Source organism: Dyadobacter sp. 22481 (genome assembly GCF_052044875.1).
Lineage (GTDB): Bacteria > Bacteroidota > Bacteroidia > Cytophagales > Spirosomataceae > Dyadobacter > Dyadobacter endophyticus.
Window position 1 is genome coordinate 1,078,624 of sequence record NZ_JBQENV010000002.1, and the last position, 24,870, is coordinate 1,103,493.

The following is a 24,870-nucleotide window of genomic DNA, read 5'->3' on the forward strand; positions in this document are numbered from 1 at the left end:
CATGCTGAAAAACTACCTAAAAATCATCCTCCGTAACCTTTGGAAAAACAAGGGGTATTCGGCGATCAACATCGGTGGATTGGCGATCGGGATGGGTGTGGCAATGCTGATCGGCCTTTGGATATATGACGAGCTTTCGTTCAACCGCTATTTCAAAAATTACGACCGGATAGGGCAGGTGCTCCAAAACCAGGTGGAGCACGGCGAAAAGAAAACGTCGTTCTCGCTGCCTGTGCCCTATGTGGAAGAGTTGAAAACGCATTATGCAGGTAATTTTAAACGTATTGTCGCTTCGACTCAGACCGGTGAGAATATTCTCACGGCAGGTGAAACCAAACTGCCTCGCAACGGCCAATTTATTGAAGCAGGGGCGCTGGAAATGTTCGCACTTCGGATGGTACGGGGTTCATGGTCGGCGCTGGATGATCAGCAAGGGATCATTCTCGCTCAATCGACCGCCCGCTCACTTTTCGGCGACGCCGATCCGATGAACAAGCTTGTGAAGGTCGATACCGATCTGAACCTGAAAGTGACGGGTGTTTATGAGGACTTTCCGCAAAATACCCGATTCAGCGATGTGCAGTTCATGGGTTCGTGGGACTATTTTCTGGAAAAAAACAGGTGGATGAAGGACAAGAAATGGGATAACCACGCTATCTGGATTTTTACGCAACTGACAGATAATGCCGATTTCCATACAGCCAGCGAAGCTATCCGTCTTTCGGAGCTGAATGCGATCCGGAAAATGGACGATATGCGAGAGGAGGCCGCCACCCGCCCGGAAATGTGGATACATCCGATGAAAGACTGGCATTTGTACTCCGATTTCCGGAATGGCGCAGTAGGAGAAGGCCCGGTGAAATATATTTGGATGGTCGGCCTGATCGGCTTTTTTGTGTTATTACTGGCCTGTATCAATTTCGTGAACCTGAGCACCGCGCGGTCGGAGAAGCGTGCGCGTGAAGTGGGCGTGCGTAAAGCAATTGGCTCGATGCGGATACAGCTCATCGGACAGTTTTTCAGTGAATCGTTTCTTGTAGTGCTGCTATCGTTTGTGGTGTCGCTGGTGGGCGTCGCATTATCGCTGTCGTGGTTCAATAATCTGGCCGCGAAGCAAATGGTCATTCCGTGGGATAATGTTTATTTCTGGATTTGCAGCGCGGGTTTTATACTTCTTACATCCGTGCTGGCAGGTAGTTATCCGGCTATTTACCTTACATCCTTCCAGCCTGTGAAGGTGCTCAAAGGCTCCGGTGCGCCGCGAAGGACGTATTTTGGGCGCTTCGCCTACACGCCTCGTCAGATCCTGGTGGTATTGCAATTCACCATCTCCATTTCATTGATTGTCTGCACCAGCATTGTGTACCGACAAATCAAATTCGCCAAGGAAAGGCCCGTAGGCTACTCGCGCGACGGTTTGCTGATGATACCCATGAAAACCGAGGATTTTTATGGGAAAACCGACATGATCCGTACCGAATTAAAGAATACAGGCATGGTAGAGGAAGTAGCCGAATCGCAAAGCCCAATTACGGGCGTGTGGTCGTCCAACGAAGGTTTTAGCTGGAAGGGAATGCCGGAAGGTTTCACCGAAACATTTGCCACGCTGACAGTCTCCCAGGAATACGCGGAAACCGTTGGCTGGCAGTTTGTAAGTGGCCGCAATTTTTCGAAAGACTTCGCTTCCGACACGTCAGGTTTCGTGATCAATGAATCGGCGGCCCGGTTGCTGAGCGTCGATGATCCGGTCGGGATGGCCGTTTCGTGGAAAAGCCAATGGATGACCGATAATGTCCGCAAATCATTCACAGTGCTCGGCGTGGTGAAGGATATGGTGATGGAATCGCCGTTTACGCCCGTGAAACCGACCGTTTTCTTCCTGTTCGGTTCTCCCAACTGGATTAATATCAAACTACATCCTAACGTAAGTTCGGTAGCCGCTTTGCCCGCTATTGAAAGTGTTTTCAGGAAGCTGGTACCGGCAGCGCCGTTTGAATACAAGTTTGCCGACCAGGAGTATGACGCCAAATTCAGGACGGAGGAGCGAATCGGAAAGTTGGCTGGCTTTTTCGCCACATTGGCTGTCCTGATCAGTTGTCTCGACTTATTCGGATTGGCTTCCTTCACAGCCGAGCAGCGCACCAAAGAAATAGGCATCCGCAAGGTGCTGGGTGCGTCGGTAGCGGCATTGTGGGGCATGCTTTCCAAAGATTTTGTTTCGCTGGTGGCTGTTTCAAGCCTCCTTGCCGTTCCACTTGCGGGGTATTCGATGAGCGAATGGCTCCAAAATTACCAGTATCGTACCGAAATCAACTGGTGGATATTTGCCCTCGCAGGCGCAGGTGCGCTGGTGCTCACGCTCGCCACGGTGAGTTATCAGGCAATTAAGGCGGCGGTGATGAATCCTGTGACGAGTTTGAAAACAGAATAGAATCATGATTGGTAGTTATCTGAAATTCGCGATACGAAGTCTGGCTAAGCATAGAATTTACGCCGGTATCAACCTCATTGGACTGGCCATTGGGATGGCCGGGGCGATTGTGATATTCCAGTTGGCGAAGTACCATCTCAGCGTGGACAGGTACCATAGCAACGCCGACAGGACGTATCGCGTGGTGGTGGATTTACATCTTGAAGATGGCTCCGTGGAGCAGGAGCGGGGCTCGGCTTTTGTTTTGCATGAAACATTGAAAAAGGAGTTCAGCTTCGTCCGTGACGCCGCTTATGTGGCGCATAAGGAGTTAACTATCCGCGTCGATAACGACGGAACGTCGCGCAAGTTTCTCGAAAAGGATCACCTGGTTTTTACGAATGTTGATTTCTTTCAAATATTTGATTACAAATGGATTAGCGGCAGTGGCTCGGCAATGGCTATGCCCAATCAGGTCGTGGTGACTGAGCGGTATGCCCGGAAATATTTCGGGAGCGGTAATGCAATGGGTAAGGTAATCCGCGCCGATAATCGCGAAAACCTCGTGATTGCAGGCGTTGTTGCAGACTACCCCGAGCAAACCGATTTCAGGCAGGATATTTTCATTTCGCTGCCTACTTTAAAAAAGATTGTTCCGGAGTACGGTTACGAAGATTGGGGCTGGATCGACGGCAGCCGTGAAACTTTTGTTACACTTCGCTCACCGGAAGACAAGGCTGCATTCGAAGCACAGATGCCGGCATTTGCGAGCAAATATTATGGCCGCGACGGCAAAGTTTTCCATTACCATTTGCAAGACTTGTCGGATGTGCATTTCAATATTGCCTACGGCGGTAAGATCAAATATAGCACGATCACCGTGTTGGCGACGGTAGGGATGTTACTGATTCTCATAGCCTGCTTCAATTTCATCAATCTCTCGACGGCACAGGCTTTCAAGCGTAGCAAGGAAGTAGGCGTGAGAAAAGTGATGGGCGTTTCGCAAGCGCAGGTTTTCTGGCTTTTTATACAGGAAACCGCATTGCTAACTTTTGCAGCAAGCGCTATTTCCCTGCTACTCGCATGGCTTTTTGCGCCGATGTTGAGCCAATGGCTGAGCGTGAATGTGCGTGTAGATGCTTTCAGTGATCCTCAGTTGCTGGCTTTCTGCGCGGCACTGTTCGTGTTTGTGGTCATGTTGGCCGGCGGTTATCCGGCGTTTGTCATTTCCAGGTTCAATCCGGTGAAAGCCATCAAGGGCTTATTGAAGGAGAATAACCGAAGCTTTTTCTCGGTCAGGAAAGGGCTGGTAGTGACACAATTCAGCATTTCATTCGTCCTGATCGCAGTATCTACGCTGATCATCCTCCAATCGCAATTCCTGAAAAACAAGGACCTGGGAATGAATAAGGACCTTATCCTGCATTTGAATTTGCCTGAAACAGAAACCAGCAAGCTCACGGCATTGCGTAACGAGTTGTCGGCATTGCCCGAGGTAACCGACCTTTCGTTTTTCAGGAGCGCGCCGTCGGTACAGGTCAGCGGCGGAGGGACGATCAAATTTGAAAATCGTGATTGGGAGAAATTCGTGGCCCGGTCGAGAGCCGCGGATGAGCATTTTGTAACGACTTATGGATTGAAACTCGTCGCAGGCCGCGTTCCGGCGCATTCGGACACGCTCAACGAGCTGCTGATCAACCGTAAACTGGTGCGGGCATTAGGATTGAAATCGCCTGAAGCTGCATTGAACCGGCGGCTGCACGTGGGCGACGCGGGCAAAACCGGCACCATCGTGGGCGTATTATCCGACTTCAACAACGGCGACCTCTACACCGGCATTGAGCCGACGATCGTTTTTGCCGACCAGTCGCGCTACCGCCGGGCGGGGGTGAAGTTGAGCCGCGTAAATGCCTCGACAATCAGCCGGATAGGCGCGGTATGGCAGAAACAGTTTTCCGAAAATGTATTTGAATATAGTTTTTACGACGAAGAGCTCGCTAAGTTCTATCAGCGCGAAGAACTCGCAACACGCCTGACGACCACTTTTGCGCTATTGTCGGTGTGCCTCTCGTGCCTCGGGCTTTTCGGGTTGGCCATTTTCGCCATCGAGCAGCGGACGAAAGAAATCGGAGTGCGGAAAGTACTAGGTGCCTCCGTAGCGGGCATTACAACCATGCTATCGATGGATTTTCTGAAACTCGTGCTTGTCGCGATCGTGATCGCAAGCCCGGTCGCCTGGTATTTTATGCACCGCTGGTTGCAGGATTTCGCCTACCGCATCGAGATCCACTGGGGGATATTCGTCTGGGCAGGTTTTCTAGCGGTCGGTATCGCTATGCTGACGGTTAGCTTTCAGAGCATTAAGGCGGCGCTGGTGAATCCTGTAAAGAGTTTGAAAAGGGAATGAGGGAGGAAGCGGAGGAAGGGGAGGATGGAGAAAAGGGAGAAGGGACCAGAAATACTTCCTCCCTTTCTTCCCCTTCCTCCTTCCTCCCCTTCCTTCCTCCCTCAAAAACAAGATACTAATATGATCAAGAGTTACCTGAAAATCGCATGGCGTAGCCTGATCAAGGATCGGCAATTTACGCTGCTGAATCTGCTTGGCCTTTCGACGGGACTAGCTTGTACGTTGCTGATCTATCTTTGGGTAGTCGATGAGCTGCGTGTGGATAAGCACAATGAAAAGGACGTGCATTTGTTCCAGATCATGGTCAACCAGCCGCATGAGGATGGGATCAAGACGGGAGAACACACGCCTGGCCTATTGGCCGACGCATTGAAAGCGGAAATGCCGGAAGTGGAACTGGCGACGACGGTGGTGCCTGCTGAATGGTTTTCGAATAAAGGCGTGATTTCGGCCGGAGAAACGCAATTGAAAGCCGCGGGACAATTCGTGAGTAAGGATTACTTCGCTGTTTTTACCTGCCCCTTCACGGAGGGCGATGAGGGTGCGGTGGCAGGCGATAAGAATACGGTGGCGCTTTCGGAGGAAATGGCGGAAAAGTTATTTGGGACAAAACAAAATGTGGTTGGAAAAACCGTAAAGTGGGACGAGGGACAATTTAGCGGGCTTTACCGCGTGGGTGGCGTTTTCAAAAGCAACCCGCGCAATGCAAGCAACCAGTTTGATATACTCTTCAACTTTGAGCAGTTCAAAGCGCGGCGGCCGGGAATGGAAAACTGGGGTAATAGCGATCCCAATACGTTTGTGGTCCTCAAAAGCGGCACCGATCTCCCGCTTTTCAACGAGAAGATCAGGTATTTCCTGAAATCCAAAAACAAGGATAACGACTTTCAGCTTTTTGCCATCCGCTATTCGGACAAATACCTCCACGGACAGTTCGAGAATGGCGTGCAGACAGGCGGGCGCATTACGTACGTGAGATTGTTTGCTGTGATCGCGGTGTTCATTCTGGTGATCGCCTGCATCAATTTCATGAACCTTTCAACGGCCAAAGCTTCGGGGCGCATGAAGGAAGTGGGGATCAAAAAAGTAGTGGGAGCACTGCGCAGTTCGTTGATCATGCAGCATTTGAGTGAATCACTGATGCTGACATTTGTGTCATTGCTTGTCGCTGTGGTCATGGTTTTGCTCCTGTTGCCGGAGTTTAACAGCATTACCGGCAAGCAGGTCGCGCTTTCGCCCGATCCGATGTTGGTTTCCGTTGCCCTGGTCATAACGCTCATCACCGGCTTGCTGGCGGGGAGCTACCCGGCATTGTACCTGTCCGGATTTGATCCAGTGTCTGTTTTGAAAGGAAAATTGAGAAACACAGCGGGGGAATTGCTCGTACGGCGCGGATTGGTGGTATTCCAGTTTGCGGTGTCGGTGATTTTTATCGTTTCGGTGATCGTCGTCTACCGGCAAATCCAGTTTATCCAAAACCGGAACCTGGGCTACAATCGTGACCATATTATTCATTTTGAAATACCCCTTGAAATGGACTCTCTGAAACTGAAAGCAGCGGAGGCATTTTTGGGAGAAGTTAAAAACATCCCCGGGGTGGTGAATGCATCGAGCTACTACCATGACCTGACGGGCAAGCACGGCGCGATTTCCGGTTTCGAATGGCCCGGTAAGCCTGCCGGAAAGGATATCGAGTTTTCGAACCTGGAAGTGGGGTACAATTTCATGGAAACCGTGGGGATGACGTTGCGCGAAGGCCGGTTTTTCACCCAAAACCAGCATGCGGCCAATGAGATCATATTCAACGAGTCGGCCATAAAAAGTATGGGGTTGAAAGACCCGGTGGGGAAGACGGTGAAATTCTGGGGGATGGAGCGACAGATCGTGGGCGTAGTGAAGGATTTCAATTTCGAATCGCTGTACGAGCCTGTAAAGCCCTGTTTCTTCCAGATGTACCCTATTATGCCCAATGTGATGGTGAAAATTCAGAGCGGCGCCGAGGAGCAGACGATCGCCCGTGTGCGGAAGCTTTTCCAGGACCATCACCGGGGGCTGGTGTTCGATTACCAGTTTCTGGATGAGAATTACAAAGCGCTTTACGCGTCGGAGCGACGGGTGGGAGTGCTATCGCGCTATTTTGCCGGGCTTGCGATCGTCATTTCATGTCTGGGGTTGTTCGGGCTGGCCGCATTTACGGCCCAACGGCGGCAGAAAGAGATTGGTATTCGTAAAGTGGTGGGTGCTTCGGTTACCAATGTGGTATTAATGCTTTCGATGGATTTTATCAAACTCCTGCTGATCGCCTTGCTGATTGCATTCCCGCTAGTTGGCTGGGCAATGTACAAATGGCTCGACAACTTCGCATTCCGAATCAACCTCGACGCCGGGATTTTCCTGTTCGCCGCCATGGGCCTCGCGCTCGTGACGCTCGCAACGGTAGGTTATCAGGCAGTGAAAGCGGCGCTGTTGAATCCTGTAACGATTTTGAAAAGGGAGTAAAGGAGGAAAGGGACCACGAATACTTCCTCCTCCTTTTCCTCCCAATAAACAACTAAAACGATGCTAAAAAACTATCTCAAAATCGCACTCCGTAACCTTGTCAAAAGCAAAGGTTACTCGGCTATCAACATCGGCGGGCTGGCTGTGGGGATGGCCGTGGCTATGATCATTGGATTGTGGGTTTATGATGAATTTTCATACAATCGCTACCACGAAAACTACAATCGCATTGCGAAGGTGATTGAAACAGGGGTTTTTGAAGGGAGGGTTTATGATGGGGGCGAGCATACTTCGTACCCGCTGGGGAAATATCTCCGGGAACATCATAAGGATGACTTCGACTACGTGATCCAATCCTCGTGGATCGACGCGCACATATTGGCTTACAAGGATAACAAGTTCACCAAAAATGGCGCCTACATGAGTGCTGAAGCGCCGCGGTTGTTTACACTGCATATGCTGTCCGGCACGCGCGACGGGCTGAAAGAGCCCAATTCGATCATCATCGCTGAGTCGGTGGCGAAAGCGCTGTTCGGCAAGGAAAACCCGATGGACAAGATCGTGAAGCTCGACAACCGGCTCGATGTGAAAGTAACCGGCGTTTATGAAGACTTGCCTTTCAATACAGAATTTCGTGAATTGACCTTCCTGGCACCCTGGGATTTGTACGAAGCGACGCAGAATTGGGTGCAAACCGCGCGCGACGAGGAGCAATGGAACAATAACTCGTGGCAGTTGCTTGTGCAAATCCGTCCGAACGCTACGTTCGAAGGAGTTTCCGAAAAAATCAAAAGCATCAAAATGCAGCACACTCCGGAAGCCCGGTTTTTGAACCCGCGCAACTACCTGCTGCCGATGTCGGAATGGCACTTGAAAGGCACCTGGGACGACCGGGGGCAACCCGACGGGCGTATCCGGTACGTGTGGCTGTTCGGGATTATCGGCGCATTTGTGTTGCTGTTGGCATCGATCAATTTTATGAACCTGAGCACGGCCCGCTCAGAAAAACGTGCGAAAGAAGTGGGTATCCGCAAGGCGATCGGCTCACTGAGGGCGCAGCTGATTAACCAGTTTTTCAGCGAATCGTTCATGGTTGTCTTCCTGGCTTTCATTTTTGCAATTGTCATTGTAGCGTTTGCATTGCCGGCTTTTAATGAACTGGCGGGCAAACAAATGACTTTTCCGTGGACTAACGGCTATTTCTGGCTGGCTGGATTTGCATTCTGCTTCCTTACCGGCCTTTTGTCGGGCAGCTATCCGGCGTTATACCTGTCCTCGTTCCAGCCTGTGAAGGTTCTCAAAGGTACTTTCAATGCAGGTCGATTCGCCGCGATGCCGCGGAAGGTTTTGGTGGTGCTGCAATTTACGGTTTCAGTGACGCTGATCATTGGTACGGCGATCGTCTACAAGCAGATCCAGCACGCGAAGAACAGACCGGTTGGTTACGATCGCAGCGGCCTGATTACCGTGGAAATCAATACGCCCGAGTTGAGCAGCCAGTATAACAGGCTGAGAAGTGAGTTGCTCGGAACCGGCGCAGTGGTGGAAATGTCCACATCGTCGTCGCCATCCACATTCCTCGGTTCCAATAACGGCGGGTTCAGCTGGCCGGGAAAGGATCCCAATTTTCACGACAATTTCGGGACGATCGGCGTGAGCCACGATTTCGGGAAAACCGTAGGCTGGCAGTTCATCGGAGGCCGTGATTTCTCCCGCAAATTCTCTACCGATTCGTTGGGAATGGTCATGAATGAATCCGCATTGAAATACATGGGATTCAAAGAACCATCGGAAGTCATCGGACAAACAGTGAAATGGGGCGAGAATCCTTACAAAGTAGTGGGTGTGATCCATGATATGGTAATGAGCTCTCCGTTCAGCCCGGTACATCCCACTTTGTTTATGGTCAACTACGGCTGGGCGAATGTGATCAACGTGAAGCTGAAACCAGGGTTGGCGATACGGGAGTCACTTGACAAAGTGGCCGCCGTTTTCCGAGAAGTTAACCCCGGCAGCCCGTTCGATTACAAATTCACCGACCAGGAATATGCCTTGAAATTCGCGGCGGAAGAGCGCATTGCCACATTGGCGACCGTGTTTGCCGGTCTGGCGATTTTTATCAGCTGTCTCGGACTGTTCGGGCTTGCCTCGTTCACCGCCGAACAGCGGACGAAGGAAATTGGCGTACGTAAAGTATTGGGCGCTTCCATAGGCAACCTATGGGCGCTGTTGTCGCGGGAGTTCGTGATCCTGGTCATCATCTCCTTCCTGATTTCAATACCTACCGCCTGGTATTTCCTGAACAACTGGCTTCAAAAATATGAATACCGCACCGAGATCACCTGGTGGATATTCGTGGCGGCGGGCGCAGGAGCGCTGGTAGTGACGCTGGCAACGGTAAGTTATCAGGCAATCAGGGCGGCGCTGCTGGATCCGGTGAAATCGTTGAGATCAGAATAAGATTATGCTCAGAAACTACCTCAAAATCGCCCTGCGCAACCTCTTGAATAACAAGGGCTATACTGCGATCAATATTTTCGGCCTTGCCCTTGGGCTGGCCACCTGCCTGCTGATCGTGCTTTATATTTCCGACGAGTTGAGTGTTGACAAACATCACCGTTCAGCCAGCCGGCTTTTCCGGATTGCGATGGAAACGCCTGCCGAGAAATGGGCGGGAACGCCCGGGCCATTGGCTGCGGGTGTTAAGAGCGATTTTCCCGAAGTTGAATCGGTGACGCGCATGCTGAAATTCTCCGGGATCGACCGAATGTTGCTCGAAAACCGTAATGGGAAAGAGGCCACGAGGTTTTATGAAACGAACGGCTATTATGCAGATTCAACGTTTTTTGATGTTTTTACCTACGATTTCAAATACGGGAATCCCGGCAATGCACTGAACAGCCCCAACACGCTGGTGCTTTCCGAGAATGTCGCTGAAAAACTGTTCGGTGATGTGGATCCGGTGGGTAAGGTGATCCGTGTGGGGCTGGTTTTCGGGGATTTCGACTATACAGTATCCGGCGTTTTTCGGAACAGTCGGAAGTCGCATATCGATGCGAGGTATTTTTTGTCCATGCAGAACGCTGATATGGGTGGCTGGGTCGTGAGCCAGAACAACTGGGCGATGAACAACATTTTTCATACCTATGTCAAACTACGCGACGGCGCCGATCCGGCAGCATTTGCATCCAAACTGACTCCGTTCATGAACCGGCATGGTGAGAGAGATCTGAAAGCGCTGGGCATTTCGAAAAAACTGTTTATTCAACCGGTAACGGACATTTACCTGAGATCCGCCATTGGCAATGAGATCGCGCCGAATGGCAGCATGACGTACCTCTACATTTTCGGGTCCATTGCCGTGTTCCTGTTGCTGATAGCCTGCATCAATTTCATGAACCTCAGCACGGCTCGCTCCGAAAAGCGGGCGCGGGAAGTAGGGGTAAGGAAGGTGATGGGTGCGGTCAGGAATTCGCTCATCTGCCAGTTCCTCGGAGAGTCGATGATAATGGCCCTGATGGCCCTGGCGATCGGGTTGGTGGTGGTGCAGGTACTTTTGCCTTATTTCAACAACCTGACCGGCAAAGTGCTGGACATGGCCGCACATCCCGCATTTCTGTACTGGATGGCTGGTATTACGCTCTTCACCGGCCTGGTCGCCGGGCTTTACCCTGCGCTCTATTTGTCGTCCTTCAAACCGGTGAGCGTGCTGAAAGGCCGTCTGGTGAATGTAACTTCGGCCGTTTTGTTACGGAAGGGGCTGGTGGTGTTCCAATTTACAGTGTCCATTATCCTCATTCTCGGCGCTATCGTAATCAGCGAACAATTGTCTTTTCTGCAAAACCGGAATTTGGGTTTTGATAAGGAACAAAAACTGGTGGTGCCGTTCAGAAATCAGAAGGCCGCCGCTAATTTCTATGCATTCAAGGAAGAGGTTCTACGCATTCCGGGCGTGGCAGCGGCCACCAGCGGATCGGTTTATCCCGGCATTGAAAATATCGAAGACCTGCTTTTTTATACCGAAAACCGGACTATTCACGACGCGGTCGACGTGCATTTCGCGACTGTTGGGGACGATTATGTGGAAACGTTGGGCTTGCAAATGGCCTCGGGGCGTTCCTTCACAAAGGCATTCAGCGGTGATTCCAGCAGCGTGATCCTGAACGAAACAGCCGCGCGGGAACTGGGTTATGATGTAGCTTCGGTCATCGGGAAAAATGTATTTTTTGAGTTGGGGGGCAAGCGCCGGAGCTTGCAGGTGGTAGGCGTCGTGAAGGATTTCAACTATCGCAGCCTGCATGAAGGGATCAAGCCCTATGCGCTCACCACCAGCATTACCGATAAGTACCAGTATTTCATAGGCAACCTGAAAACCAGGGATTATGCGGGGACGCTGGCGTCGGTAGAGGCGGCCTGGAAGCGGCTGAACCCCGGTATTCCGTTCTCCTATTCGTTCCTCGATCAGGATTTTCAGAAAAATTATGAAAAGGAACACCGTACGGGTACTATCGTGCTTTATTTCACCTGCATTGCCGTGGTGATCGCCTGTCTCGGGCTGTTCGGGCTGGCCACTTTCGCGGCTGAACGGCGGACGAAGGAAATTGGGGTCAGAAAGGTACTGGGCGCTTCCGTGGGTAGTATTGTCGCTATGCTTTCCGGCGAATTTCTATCGCTGGTATGCGTTGCCCTGGTGATCGCTACATCGGTCGCCTGGCTGGGCATGCGGCAGTGGTTGCAGGGATTCGCCTATCAGGTAGGCATCGGATGGTGGATTTTCCCGGCTACGGGCTTGTTTGCTATTGGTATTGCATTACTCACAGTCAGTTTCCAGAGTATTAAGGCGGCATTGATGAATCCTGTGAAGAGTTTGCGGTCGGAGTGAGGATGGCCGTTGACTGCCGTCGGAAGATCGCTACACAATTCATTCCCAGGTAACAAATATTCCCGCGCTCATCTTTATCTTGCAGGGAAAATCTTTACCGAGCCGAATCACTTGCGTAGAACCTTTACTTACAGTGTTATTGCATTTTTTGCGATTATTTCGGGGCCGCTTTTTGCCCAGAAAAGTATGGTTGTATCCAACCTTGAAGCGAGTGTCGAGGCGGGAGCATATGTGTCTTCGAATGGTGAAACGCCGTTTTGGCTCCGGACCAACCAGTTCGGTACCGTGCCTGACCGCGCTACCGCAGGGGTTGTACAGGCAACGGCGCGGAAAAACTATATTTTTTATGACAGCCTCGCTGGCAAGCCCCGAAAATTCGATTGGCGTGCGGGGGTGAGCCCGGTAGGGATGTATAATAAAGAAAGCAAGTTTGAATTTGTGCTCCCGGAGGCGCATGCAGGCGTGCGGTTCAAGCGCATGGAGCTATGGGTGGGGCGGAGGCGCGAGGTAATGGGACTGGGCGATACCACCATGTCGTCCGGCTTTTACGCGGTGTCGGGGAACTCGCTACCGGTACCGAAAGTGCAGATCGGGACGGTGGGCTTTTCTCCCCTGAAATTCACCGGGAACTTTGTGGCTGTGCATGCCGGATTTGCGCATGGATGGTTTAATACCGACTATATCCAGGGTGTGCGGCTGCATCAGAAGTTTGTATATCTGAGGTTTGGGAAACGCAAAAGCAAGCTTTATGCCGGGCTGAACCACAATGTAATGTGGGCGGGGCATTCGGATTACCTGAAACTGCATCCCGAACTGGCGGTGAACGGCGAGTTGCCGTCATCATGGTCTGTGTACCCGAACGTGGTGCTGGCGTTTACTTCCAAAAACTGGTTCGAGAAAAATGGTTACGGGGCTTTCGATAGCTACCGTGTCGGTAACCATTTGGGTAGCTACGACATAGCTTTTGAAACTAAGCTCAACAAATACCGGCTTTTCGTATACCATCAGCATCCGTTCGAGGATGTTTCAAGTATGCTTTTCAAGAATATCCCAGACGGACTTTACGGTATTAACCTGAAACTCTTGCCCGGAAACCTGGTGAGTGGCTTTGCGCTTACACATCTGACCTTGGAATTCCTCAGTACCAAGAACCAATCCGGTTCCGAATTTTACATTCCCGGAAGCAAATACCAGGGCGCGGACAACTATTTCAACCATACTCAGTATTCGGAGGGCTGGTCGTATAAGGGGCGGACGGTAGGCACGCCGTTTATCATTCCCGGCAAGGATATGGACCAGTCGAAACTCGACAATCAAAGATTTTTTCCTAATAATCGGGTAAATATGTACTACCTGGGCGCACAAGGGAAGGTCGGCCGTTCGCTGGGGCTTACATTGAAGGTCTCTTACAGCAAAAATTTCGGAACGCCGGGCGCTGACTTCGACCCACCGCGAGGGCAGTTTTCATCGGTATTGGGGGCACAATATGCCATTCCCGGCCTGAAAAATGCCAGCATTATCGCCCGTATTGCTACCGACCAGGGCGAAATTTTCAAGCGGAGGACCGGCGGGTATATTGGTTTCCGTAAGGACTGGTAAGAAGCCCCCGGCGCGGAATTTTCCGCGTTGTCCATCGATGAACAAGATTGTCCGAATTCGGACAGTTTTTAGGTCTTTTTCTTCATTAAAATGCTGATTCTTAATCCGTTGATTGGCCTGGCATAAATTTGTTGCCGTAAGCTGATGCAGTCATTGTCAGGGAATTATGTTTTCTGGCAATTGCTGTCTTAAGCCTATTGAAGTAGGACTGCCGACGGCGGTCCGTAGTCAAAAAATTTGCGGCATGCTCAAAAACTACCTCAAAATCGCTCTCCGGAACATCTGGAAGAACAAAGTTTTTTCGGTTATCAACATTGTGGGCCTGGCCGTGAGTATGGCGGCCTGCATTGTGATCATGCTGTTCGTTTTCTACGAACGCAGCTTCGACGGGCTGCATGCTAAAAACATCTACCGGCTCGACGAGGTACAGAAGTTCGAAGGAATGGTGGCTCCGCAAAAAGTGGCGCTTTCGATGTTCCCGATGGGGCCAACATTAGAAGAAGAATTTCCGGAAATCCGGCAGTTTGTCAGAATTAATACCACCGGAAAGCTGCCGATGCATTACCACGATCAAAGGATCGAACTTTCACAGGTATTCCTGACCGATTCCAATTTCTTTCAACTCTTCGATTATCCGCTGCTTGAAGGCGACAAAGGTCGGGTATTGAAAGAGCCCAACAGCGTTGTGCTGACGCAGAAAAGCGCCAAAAATATCTTTGGTAATATCGATCCGATAGGTAAGTACGTCAACCACTTTGGCAACGACACGCTCACGCTGAAAGTCACGGGTATTATGGAGGACGTTCCTGCGAACTCGCATTTGCAGTTCGATGCGCTCATTTCCTTCAATACCATCGCAAAGCCCGATTTCATGAAAAACTGGGGCGGAAACTGGCTCGTGACTTACCTGGAACTTGCGCCCGGGACGGACATTGCCAAAATGGAAAAGAAATTTCCCGCTTTCCTCAAAAAACATATGAAAGAAGGCGGCTGGAAGTTTTACGAGCTGTTTTTGCAGCCGCTGACCGAGGTTCACGCGCAGTCGGTGGATATTACGCACGACTATGTCAATTACCAGAAGTTCGATAGGCGATATACCTACATTTTCTCGATCATAGCTGCCATTGTGCTCATTATCGCCTGTGTGAATTTTATGAACCTGTCGACTGCCCGCTCGACCGGTCGGGCGAAGGAAGTGGGGATACGCAAGTCGATTGGCGCGCAACGATTTCAGCTGGCGGGGCAATTTATAGGCGAATCGGTGCTGCTGGCGCTGTTTGCCCTGGTACTGGCAGTGGCTATCGTGAAGCTGGTAATGCCTTCGGTAGCCAATTTCAGCCAGCGCCGGCTCGAATTTTCGATATTTCAAAGCCCGGGCTTGTTGCTGGTCATTTTACTGGGAACAATGCTCGTGGGACTGTTTTCTGGGTTATACCCGGCAGCATTTCTGTCGGCTTTCGAACCTGTGAAGGTGTTGAAGGGCACGATCCGTGCCGGGAAAAGCAATTTCCGGAATGCATTGGTAATCGCACAGTTCACGAGCGCCGTGTTTCTGATCATCGCTACGGGCTTTGCCGTGAAGCAGTTGCGATATATGGTGGATAAGGATCCTGGTTTTGACAAGGAGCAGGTGGTTGTAGTGCCTTTGAACTCGAAGTCGGATGTGAAATATGAAGCATTGAAACAGGAGTTGCTGACAAGCTCGTTTATTGAGGCGGTTACCGGCTCGCAACAGCGCCTCGGCAATAACCTGCACCAGACCGGTGTGGCATTTCAGGGTACGGGTGCGAGGCGCGAGCTCACTTCCTCGCAAGTGGTGGTAGATCCGGATTACTTGTCGTTGTACAAAATCAAACTGATCGCAGGCCGGAATTTCACGCACAGTGCCGGAGATAATGCAAAAACCTACATTATCAACGAATCGCTGGCGAAAGAGCTTCTGAAAGATGAGCCGACCTTGACAATGGAGACATTGATCGGCAAGCGGTTTGGGTTTTCGGGAATGGATTCGCTTTCGACGATCGTGGGTGTGGCAGAGGATTTTAACTTTAATTCAATGCACCATAAAATCGAGACGCTATGCCTGTTCAATCAGAAGGACTGGTCATACTCCGAAATGTCGGTCCGCATTAAGGGGAAAAATGCGCAGCAGTCGATAGCGGCCATACAATCGACCTGGAATAAACTTGTTCCGGACGAGCCATTCACCTATTCATTTCTCGACGAGCATTTCGCCGAAATGTACCGTGCCGATAGTCAGGTGAGCGAGATCGTGGGCATATTAGCGGGCCTGGCGATTTTCATATCGTGTCTGGGGCTGTTCGGGCTCGCTTCCTATTCAGCAGAAAGGCGGATCAAGGAAATAGGTGTCAGAAAGGTAATGGGCGCTTCGGTAGCGGGTATTGTGGCTTTGCTGTCACGGGATTTTCTTAAACTCGTTTTCACGGCCATTCTTATCGCCACGCCGGTTGCCTGGTTTGCCGTGAGGACCTGGCTGAACGACTTTGCTTACCGCATCGATATCGAATGGTGGATGTTCCTGGTCGCCGGCGCGCTGGCAGTGTTCGTAGCATTGTTTACGATCAGCTTTCAGAGTATCAAGGCGGCGTTGACGAATCCCGTTAAGAGTTTGAGGGCGGAGTGAGGGAGGAGGGAAGCTAGGGGAGGAAGGAGGAAAGGGAGGATGGAAAATGCCTTTCCTCCCTTTTCTCCTTCTTCCCCTTCCTCCAAAATATAAATTGAATTTTAACCAGATAAACCCATGAGCCACATTGCAATCCCTATCCCACCGCTTCAAGGCAAGCAGGAGATCAAAGTTGAGGTAACGATCAACGGCATCAAGCAGAACCTGTTCTACCGGGTCGAGCTGTTTTATTGGGAAGATTGTACCAATCCGGTTGCGCACCGCGCCGACTGTATCAGCGAAATGCTGGCGCATCACGATCCGGAATGGACCGTCTACTACATTGGCGCACCCAACGACGATTTTGTGCCAATCACATTTGTCAAAAAAGAAAGCAGGAACTTGTTACGCGAGGCGATTGCCTGACAGGCGACGATAGGGGCTGTTTTAATTCTTTTTTAATCTTTATATGCAACATTGTTGCATTTGTGGTTTTCCTGAAACTACATTTGCATCATTGTTGCATATAAAGATTTTTTTATGAAAAAGCATTTATTCAAAGTATTACTCCCGATGGCACTCGGTGCATTGCTCGTAGCTTGCGACGACAAGGAAAAAGACGACGTAGCGCCTATTGGAGAGACGGAATACAAGTTTATCCGAGTAGTGGTGAACGACGAGACTTCCAAGGAGCTGTCGCTCGTGGATCCGGTGGAGCTTACGGCAGAGAAATTTGAAGCGCAATTCCCTAAGTCGGCGCTTTATGGAACACAAGGCGGACGTTTCGGGGCTATTGTGAATGGTGCCAACAACTATGTACAGCTTTTCGACACGGGCTTCGAAGGCCATGGCGACCATGTTGACGTGAAAGGGACGCCTAAGTTCGGGGCGTTGACGGGCGATGGTAAGAAACCAACGCATTTTAAAAGCAAGGGCGACGAGATCATCACTTTCAACGACGGCGACGGCACACTGAGCATCGCAAAAGAGGCGGATTTCCATACTGCCGGTAAGAAAATGACACTTATCGACGCCGGTAACGTGGCACATCACGGCGCTATGACAAAGTTTGACAATGGCACCTATGCCATTACGGTGAAGGACGGTTCTGTGGCCGGGACGTTGCCGGAGCGTGTGAAGATCATCGACGTTTCGGGAAAAACACTTTTCGCTTCCACCATTCAAACCAAGGGCATTCACGGCAATGCAACGAACGGCAGCATTTCACTATTCGGTTCTTCGAGCGGCATTCTGGCTGTGGAGCCGACGGGCAACCAGCAGCTGATCCCGCATCCTGCCGATTTTGGGGAAGCGTGGTTCGGTTCTATTCTCGAAGCGAAAGGCGCAGGCAAATTTCTGGGCTATACAGCAGCCAAGGGAGTTTATGTGATTGATGTCGCTGCCAAATCGGTGACGCCGGTTCTGGCGAGTACGGATATCATGCAGGCGAAGGTCGATTATGCAGGGAACAACGTCGTGGTATTGCTGCATAGCGGTGAACTGAGGATCTATGACCTGAAAACCAATACTTTGAAAACGAGTGGATCGGTGATCGGTGCAACGGCGAAAGACGAAACGCAGAAGCCGCAGCTGGAAGCGACATCGCGCTACATATATATTACGCAGCCGAAGAGGGGCGAACTGCTCGTTATCAGCACGGGGAATTTGTCCAAAACCAATACGGTGAAAGTTTCTGCTACGCCTTACCGTCTGGCCATCCTTGGTTTCGAATCCAGCGAAGGACATTGAAAGTAAAAACCCCGGCAAGCTATTGGACTTGCCGGGGTTTATCAGCGTTACTTCGATTTCCCACTTCCTCGTCTCTGAAAAGTAATTTGCCCCAATATTCGGGATAATGCATATTGATAATGCCCTGCGGCGACCATACCCAATTGTACTCGGGGATTACTTTGCCGGTTTCGGCATTGCGTTTCCTGCTATAATGCCCCTGCTGATCGACGTCGTGTTGCCAATTGACGCGTGAAAAATTGATCCGCCATTCGGAGCCGTTGGCCGGGATTACCGGTTTCACATGCTCGGTAGAAAGCGACTCAAACGGAATCGCGATTTCTACAAACCACTGTTTGTCCTTATCCCTCGCATCGTTCAGGGTACCATTGACCGATACCGCCGATTTCAGTCCTTGGATATTCCATTTAAGCTGCGCTTTTCCGCCTTTGCGGTAGGTTTTGGGTAAAAATAGATCGAATGTATTATTGATCGCATTGATTTCCAGTTCGTAATAATTATCAGTATCCCCGTCCGGATCAATGAATACTTCGAAATCATTTTCCAAGTATACAATTTGGTCTTTCCGGTCCTGATAAGCCCAGATATGCTCTTCGTCGATTTGTGCGGCGATATAAAGGTATTGGTCGTCCCAAAGCATCTTTACGCGGGTCTCTTGCAGAGGGAGCGGCTTTTTATCTCCCTCAATATCTACAAATGATGACGTCCAGGCAGCCTTCTTCCAGGAACGCTCATTCAGTTTCCCGTCGATGGAAATAGCCTTTTCGGCTCGATTGCACATGTAGCTTTGGGGAGCTGGCCGCGTTTGCCCCTGCGCTGTGATGGTGGTGATGCCGGCCATCGCGGCGAGCATGAAATAAATATAATGCATTTTACTTCTTCAAAAGGTCGCTTGCCTTGTTTTCATTGCTTAGTAACGCCTCGAACCGCTTCCATCTTCTGCCGGCGTCGGCTGTTGTTCCGCTCTCGGATTCGATGTATTTCTTGACGATGTCCTGCCCGTAATTGTAGTTGATCACATAGCTCCGGTATTTACGGATGAATCGCAGGTAGTCCGAGGCACCTTTTTCGGACAGCAGGCAGTAGTCGGTTAGCCATCGCTTCGCCTCCCGGTCGCTCATACCGTGGTCGAGCAAGCCACGCGCTACCTCGTTGCGGGCGTAGTTCAATGCCGAACGGATTGTGAGGGCCTTGAAATACGCATAGCTCATTGCCGTATCCAACCCGGCGACCGGGATTAACACATTTTTGCAGAATTCCTGCTGCTCATCGCCCGGAAAAGCCATGGAAATACCATAGTTGGCGCTTCCTTCGGCAATCAGAGACTGTGGGCTGAACAATGGGTAAAGTGAAATTTCAGTCCATCCTTTGCCACGGAACAGGTTTTTTTCGAGCAGCGCATTGTACACATGGTGACCGGGATAACCCTCATGGCAGGCGAGATCGATGGCCCGCTCAATATAGATAGGCTGGCTTATATTGATCTGGATCACGCTTTTGTAGTTGCCTTTGTACCAATTATATCCCGACCAGGGTTTGTCCCGCACATATTCAAGTTTGAAATCTTCGCCCACGGGTAGTGTGTAGTGGGCAAGCGTACGCTTGCGCGCCTCCGCGATGGCAGTCCGGAAAACGGTATCGATCTTATTCTGAGGAATCAGGAAATGGTTCGCAAGTTTCTGGTAGCGTTCCGGAATGGAGCCCTGGCCGGGTAGCAAGCGATCAAGCTTTGCAATAAGGTCTTTAAAATACTGTTCTTCATAAACCGGCGCCACAGCGTCGAACAGCTCTTTGGATTCGGAGTCGAATGGTACCAACGTGCCCGAAAAGAGCTGTATCCGTCGTTCGAATGCGGTAAGCTGGGCCGTCAGCCATTCGGCACGGCGTGCGAGGGTGTCGGGCGCTGCATCGGGCGCAAATGTCGCCAGGACGTGTTTCAAAGCAGAGGTTTTTTGCAGTAACGCTTCTTTTGGAAAATGTGAAGTATCTGTTTTGGCGGGCCGCAACGAGTCGGGGCCATAATAAGCGTCTACAAAATCGCCGTCGAACTGGCCAATGGAAAGTCCCAGTTTAACATATTCCCGGGCAACGCTATCGAGGCGATCGGCAGGGGAGGCTGTCTTTTCGTGCGTGGCGCAAGAGGTCGCCAGTATCGCGATTATCAGCGCTGTAACGTATTTTTTAAGCATAACATCAAGACTTTCAGATAGATTACCTGTTCGAGAATTGTAGCTGACGGTGTCCCGAAGGCCCGGAGTCCTGGCCGTGCTCCCAATTAGTGCTTAAAATACACAGTTATGCGGAAACCTGCACCGGAAAGCAATAAAGATCAGGAAAGGCTGGGAATGTGTCACGAGAAAGCGTTAATGTAACTGGGGAGTTATTTGGCGTACCACCTGTTTCCTTTCGTTAACGTTCTGCGCAAGCCCTGCTTTCGCAGTATTTTCTATCGTCTTATTCTTATTGAATCTAAATTTATTTGGGAACTACTGTCTGCTAATCCAAATAGAATGTAGCTAAACAGCTGTAATACAGTAATAAAATAGCTGCATTCTATTCGCAGTCAATATAAATCTTGTAGAAGCCGGGTTTTTTGCGAAAAAAAGTTTTGTCGAAATTCTTCAGTGAAAATTCAGTGTTATCCACAGAACCGGGCATTTTCAGCTAATGCCGTTAGTTGGCCAAAACAGGTATTTTATCCTTAAAAACGGCACTTATGTAATTTATTGACGTAGAAGTTTTACTTGCCTTTCCGTGGTCATTACGACTAAACGATGATTCTGGGTTGAGGCCTGAAAAGAGCCGGGTACGCACACAAAACACAGTGGTGGTACCGATGTCTGCAAAATTTTCTTTGGTTTTCATGTAACCGCTATACCTTCACGATGGATCGTTACCCATTGCTTAGTATTAAAAAAGTTATATTAGTAATTTAAAGAGCTTATGTAACCAGTTTGGAACTGTGTAAGAAGTTTTTTAGGTCCAAAATGATAATTTTTAATAAATAATTAGGTTTATAATTGTAGAAAAACTTTTGAAAAGGACTGTAATAACAATTTAAAATCGGTTATAAACATAATTATTACGTGGTTGTCATATAAAAAAAGTACTATTTTTGGATGATCTAATTTTTACCTTTGTAACGTACATTTTGTTGACAAGCGTTTCAGCTAATCAATTACAAATCAAATACGTTATGAAAAATTTTACGTTTCTCTTTACCCTTTTACTATTGAGCCTGGGCTTCGCCTTCCAGGCCAATGCCACGACCAGCTGTGGTTGTGACAACAACGTTCTCACGAACGCCAGCTTCGAGGACGGGACTAACGGCTGGTCAAAATCTAACGGTACCAACTTCGGTACGGACGGTGCATATAATATGTGCGGAAGTAAGAACGGTTTGATCACCGGTGCCGGCCAGATATGGCAGGATGTTACCCTTGAAGCCGGAAGCCAGGTCAATCTGAGCGTATATGGTGGAACGCACAATAACGACGAGACACATCAGTTCAAGCTGATTTTTTACACATCGGGCGGCAACCAGATCGGTGAAGCGATCGTGAAATCGATGAATTTCGAAGTTGGCAGCGGTAACCAGCTGCAACTGTACACCATGTCGGCAACAGCGCCGGCAAACACGGCGAAAGTTCGTTTCCTGCTTTATTCCAGTGGAAACTATTTCAAAGTGGATGCGGCATGTATGAAAGTTACGCCTCCTGCCAATCCGGTTGACTGCGATTGCGTAAACTCGAATCAATATGTCAAAAATGCAAGTTTCGAAAACGGAACCAATGACTGGTCGAAATCCGGTGGAACCAACTTCGGTACAGACGAGGCGTACAACATGTGCGGCAGCAAAAACGGTTTGATCACCGGTTCCGGATCTATCTGGCAGGACATTAATGTGGTTGCAGGAGCGAAAGTGGATGTGACCGCATATGGTGGTACACACAACACTGGTGTGGCGCACACGTTCAAACTCACTTTCTATGACGGTGCAGGGAATAAAATCAACACCGGCGAGGCTGTGGTCAATATGGACTACAAGGTCGTTGACAGCAAACTCAAGCAATTCTCGATCTCTGCAACTGCGCCGGCGGGAGCCGTAAAAGTTCGCTTCTCCGTCAATTCGTCGGGCGACTATTTCAAAGTGGATGCGATTTGTACCACCCTTACCCAACCAGTTACCTGCCAGGAATGTAATGGCAATACCCTTCAGAACCCAAGTTTCGAAAATGGTACCAATAACTGGAATGTAACCGGCACATTGACAGTTGAGCCTACCTACGCGGTTTGCGGTGTAAACGGGGCGAAATTGAGCGGAGCAGGTAAGTTCTGGCAGGATGTAGAGTTGCAAACGACAACCGGAAACCAGATTGCCCTGAACATCTATGCGGCATTCAGCGCGTCGAATAGCCAGAAAATCCAGCTGGTATTCCTCAGCGAAGGTCAGGTAGAACTTGGTCAGATTAACAAGGACGTAACAAAAGAGCTCAACAGCGGAACATGGGGCCTCGAAAAATATACATTAGGCGGAACAGTACCGGGAGGTACCAAATATGTACGTGTGTTGCTGTCGTCAAATGGAAATGATTTTGTTGTCGACAATGCATGTCTTACTTTCTCAGGCCCGCCATTGCCGGTAACGCTATCAGCATTCTCTGCGAAAAAAGAAGGTTCAGTAGCTCAATTGGCCTGGGCCACAACTTTTGAAACCAACTCCGCTTACTTCGAAGTACAGCACAGCCAGGATGGTAAAAACTGGATAGCGCTGTCGCAGGTAGAGGCGAAAGGGGAAAGCAAGGAACTCGAAACTTACACCTATACGCACACTAATCCATTTGCAGTAAACCTTTATCGACTGAAAATGGTGGATTTGGATGAAACATTCGCTTACAGCGCGATCAAGAGCCTGAACTTCGATGGCCAAGAGCAGATGAATGTTTATCCGAACCCGACTGTCGACCGTATCAAAGTGACCAGCAACCAGCAGGTCACAAATGTGAAGGTTTACGCTCAGACAGGTGCGTTAGTAATGAACACTACGCCGGATTCGGCAAATGAAGTAGACCTGACGAAATTGTCGCAGGGAACTTACTATGTGAAAATCAACAACGGTCCGTTGATGCGCAAAATCCTTGTCGTAAGATAAGCTCCGGAGTAAAGGCTCCGCAGCAACCGGAGCAGTAATTTTGAAAACCCTTCGTCCGCGGTTTCAGGACGAAGGGTTTTTGTTTATAGATTAGTTTTAACTTTCGTGAATAAAAGGTAACCGGCACTGGCTTGGCAACAATTATTGATCATCATAATAAAGAATCGGGGTACAGGCCGGTAGCGGCAAATCCTTTTTCGCGGGAGGATTTTGGAAGTGATTTCAAATGGGGTGTGGCAACAGCAGCATACCAGATCGAGGGGGCGGTGGATGAGGATGGCCGGACCGATTGTGTATGGGACGTTTTTGCGAGGAAAAAAGGCAAGATACGGAATGGCGACCATGCGCGGGTAGCTTGTGATTTCTATAACCGATATGAGCAAGACCTGGAATTGGTTAAAGAGCTCGGTTTCGGGCAGTTCAGATTTTCGCTGTCGTGGTCACGGATCTTGCCCGATGGCCACGGGCGCGTCAACCAGGCTGGTTTGGATTTCTATAACAGGTTGATAAATAAGTGTATTGACTTGGGAATAGAACCGTGGATTACGCTGTATCACTGGGATTTACCCCAAATATTGGAAAAAGCCGGCGGCTGGAAGAACAGACGCGTTGTCGAATGGTTTGCGGAATATACGGCAGTATGCGCAAACGCATTTGGCGACCGGGTACGGCATTGGATTGTGTTGAACGAGCCTATGGCCGTGGCCGGGTTGGGATACACCACGGGCGAGCACGCGCCCGGGAGCAAAGGCATTCATAACTTTCTGCCGGTAGTGCATCACCTGGCGCTGAGTCAGGCGGAAGGCGGTAGGGTATTGCGGAAGTTGTTGCCCGACGCGCGCATCGGCACTGCGATTTCCTGCTCTCATGTTATTCCCAACAGTCAGAAGTCGGCGGACATAAGGGCGGCGCGGCGGGCGGACGCGCTCATGAACCGGCTTTTCATCGAACCGGCATTAGGGCTGGGCTATCCCAAAGACGCATTTCCTTTTCTGTCTAATATCAAAAGGTTCATGCGTGAAGGTGACAGCGAAAGGCTAAAATTCGATTTTGATTTCTGGGGGTTACAAAACTATTTCAGCGTGGTGGTACAGCATTCGTACCTGGCACCGGTGATGTGGCTGAAAGATGTGCCCGCCACGCTTAGGAATGTCCCGACGACCGGTTTGGGGTGGGAGATCAGTCCCGCCGGGATGTATGAAATATTGAAACAATTTCAACGATACAAAGGCGTCCGTGAATTGGTCATTACAGAAAATGGGGCGGCATTTAAAGATACGCTGAAAGACGGGAAGGTGGAAGATGATGCCAGACAGGCTTATTACCACGATTACCTCGAAGCCGTTCTGAGGGCTAAAAACGAAGGGATAAACATCACCGGTTATTTCGCGTGGACGTTAATGGATAATTTTGAATGGGCACATGGGTATTCCGCACGCTTTGGTCTGGTATATGTGGATTTTAAAACCCAGGAGCGTAGCGTGAAGGGGTCGGGCAGATGGTTTGCTGACTTCCTTAAAAAAACAGAAAGATAATATGGCTTCCAACT

Annotated in this window: 13 protein-coding genes; 11 read left to right on the forward strand and 2 right to left on the reverse strand. The window is 50.0% G+C overall.

Going from position 1 to position 24,870, the window contains the following annotated elements:
* Position 1 precedes the first annotated feature (1 nt).
* The 9 genes from ACTJJJ_RS14505 to ACTJJJ_RS14545 all read left to right on the forward strand — a co-directional run bounded on the left by ACTJJJ_RS14505 (position 2) and on the right by ACTJJJ_RS14545 (position 18,169).
* Positions 2–2,431 (forward strand): ABC transporter permease, encoded by a 2,430-nt coding sequence (locus ACTJJJ_RS14505; protein ID WP_440702161.1) that lies wholly within the window; start codon positions 2–4, stop codon positions 2,429–2,431.
* Between the two features lie 4 nt (positions 2,432–2,435).
* Positions 2,436–4,817, forward strand: coding sequence for an FtsX-like permease family protein (locus tag ACTJJJ_RS14510; protein ID WP_440702162.1), 2,382 nt, complete (start codon positions 2,436–2,438; stop codon positions 4,815–4,817).
* A gap of 120 nt (positions 4,818–4,937) precedes the next feature.
* Positions 4,938–7,316: an ABC transporter permease gene (locus tag ACTJJJ_RS14515; RefSeq protein ID WP_440702163.1), complete on the forward strand. Its 2,379-nt coding sequence runs from the start codon at positions 4,938–4,940 to the stop codon at positions 7,314–7,316.
* A 60-nt stretch (positions 7,317–7,376) separates the two neighbouring features.
* Positions 7,377–9,776 carry an FtsX-like permease family protein gene (locus tag ACTJJJ_RS14520; protein ID WP_440702164.1) on the forward strand — a complete coding sequence of 800 codons (2,400 nt, stop codon included), beginning with the start codon at positions 7,377–7,379 and terminating at the stop codon, positions 9,774–9,776.
* A 4-nt stretch (positions 9,777–9,780) separates the two neighbouring features.
* Positions 9,781–12,198: an ABC transporter permease gene (locus ACTJJJ_RS14525; RefSeq protein ID WP_440702165.1), complete on the forward strand. Its 2,418-nt coding sequence runs from the start codon at positions 9,781–9,783 to the stop codon at positions 12,196–12,198.
* A 111-nt stretch (positions 12,199–12,309) separates the two neighbouring features.
* Entirely contained in the window at positions 12,310–13,797 is a 1,488-nt protein-coding gene (locus ACTJJJ_RS14530; protein WP_440702166.1) for a capsule assembly Wzi family protein, read from the forward strand.
* Positions 13,798–14,041: 244 nt separating this feature from the next.
* Positions 14,042–16,441: an ABC transporter permease gene (locus ACTJJJ_RS14535; RefSeq protein WP_440702167.1), complete on the forward strand. Its 2,400-nt coding sequence runs from the start codon at positions 14,042–14,044 to the stop codon at positions 16,439–16,441.
* 117 nt (positions 16,442–16,558) lie between these two features.
* A complete protein-coding gene (locus ACTJJJ_RS14540) occupies positions 16,559–16,846 on the forward strand; it encodes a hypothetical protein (RefSeq protein ID WP_188933965.1) in 288 nt (95 codons plus the stop codon).
* A 114-nt stretch (positions 16,847–16,960) separates the two neighbouring features.
* A complete protein-coding gene (locus ACTJJJ_RS14545; protein ID WP_440702168.1) occupies positions 16,961–18,169 on the forward strand; it encodes a hypothetical protein in 1,209 nt (402 codons plus the stop codon).
* A gap of 19 nt (positions 18,170–18,188) precedes the next feature.
* Here ACTJJJ_RS14545 and ACTJJJ_RS14550 read toward each other — a convergent pair whose 3' ends face one another.
* Positions 18,189–19,040 (reverse strand): carbohydrate-binding family 9-like protein, encoded by an 852-nt coding sequence (locus ACTJJJ_RS14550; protein WP_440702169.1) that lies wholly within the window; start codon positions 19,038–19,040, stop codon positions 18,189–18,191.
* Position 19,041: 1 nt separating this feature from the next.
* Positions 19,042–20,358 (reverse strand): hypothetical protein, encoded by a 1,317-nt coding sequence (locus ACTJJJ_RS14555; protein ID WP_440702170.1) that lies wholly within the window; start codon positions 20,356–20,358, stop codon positions 19,042–19,044.
* A gap of 1,007 nt (positions 20,359–21,365) precedes the next feature.
* Here ACTJJJ_RS14555 and ACTJJJ_RS14560 point away from each other — a divergent pair.
* Together ACTJJJ_RS14560 and ACTJJJ_RS14565 are read left to right on the forward strand one after the other, a co-directional pair.
* Complete coding sequence (locus ACTJJJ_RS14560; protein WP_426293105.1) at positions 21,366–23,321, forward strand: T9SS type A sorting domain-containing protein; 1,956 nt, start codon at positions 21,366–21,368, stop codon at positions 23,319–23,321.
* A 131-nt stretch (positions 23,322–23,452) separates the two neighbouring features.
* Entirely contained in the window at positions 23,453–24,856 is a 1,404-nt protein-coding gene (locus ACTJJJ_RS14565) for a GH1 family beta-glucosidase (protein WP_440702171.1), read from the forward strand.
* Positions 24,857–24,870: the final 14 nt, after the last annotated feature.

Excerpts from the sequence above, each read along its gene's own strand:
- ACTJJJ_RS14505 (WP_440702161.1), top strand. The coding sequence starts at position 2 with ATGCTGAAAAACTACCTAAAAATCATCCTCCGTAACCTTTGGAAAAAC.
- ACTJJJ_RS14510 (WP_440702162.1), top strand. The coding sequence starts at position 2,436 with ATGATTGGTAGTTATCTGAAATTCGCGATACGAAGTCTGGCTAAGCAT.
- ACTJJJ_RS14515 (WP_440702163.1), top strand. The coding sequence starts at position 4,938 with ATGATCAAGAGTTACCTGAAAATCGCATGGCGTAGCCTGATCAAGGAT.
- ACTJJJ_RS14520 (WP_440702164.1), top strand. The coding sequence starts at position 7,377 with ATGCTAAAAAACTATCTCAAAATCGCACTCCGTAACCTTGTCAAAAGC.
- ACTJJJ_RS14525 (WP_440702165.1), top strand. The coding sequence starts at position 9,781 with ATGCTCAGAAACTACCTCAAAATCGCCCTGCGCAACCTCTTGAATAAC.
- ACTJJJ_RS14535 (WP_440702167.1), top strand. The coding sequence starts at position 14,042 with ATGCTCAAAAACTACCTCAAAATCGCTCTCCGGAACATCTGGAAGAAC.
- ACTJJJ_RS14540 (WP_188933965.1), top strand. The coding sequence starts at position 16,559 with ATGAGCCACATTGCAATCCCTATCCCACCGCTTCAAGGCAAGCAGGAG.
- ACTJJJ_RS14545 (WP_440702168.1), top strand. The coding sequence starts at position 16,961 with ATGAAAAAGCATTTATTCAAAGTATTACTCCCGATGGCACTCGGTGCA.
- ACTJJJ_RS14550 (WP_440702169.1), bottom strand. The coding sequence starts at position 19,040 with ATGCATTATATTTATTTCATGCTCGCCGCGATGGCCGGCATCACCACC.
- ACTJJJ_RS14555 (WP_440702170.1), bottom strand. The coding sequence starts at position 20,358 with ATGCTTAAAAAATACGTTACAGCGCTGATAATCGCGATACTGGCGACC.
- ACTJJJ_RS14560 (WP_426293105.1), top strand. The coding sequence starts at position 21,366 with ATGAAAAATTTTACGTTTCTCTTTACCCTTTTACTATTGAGCCTGGGC.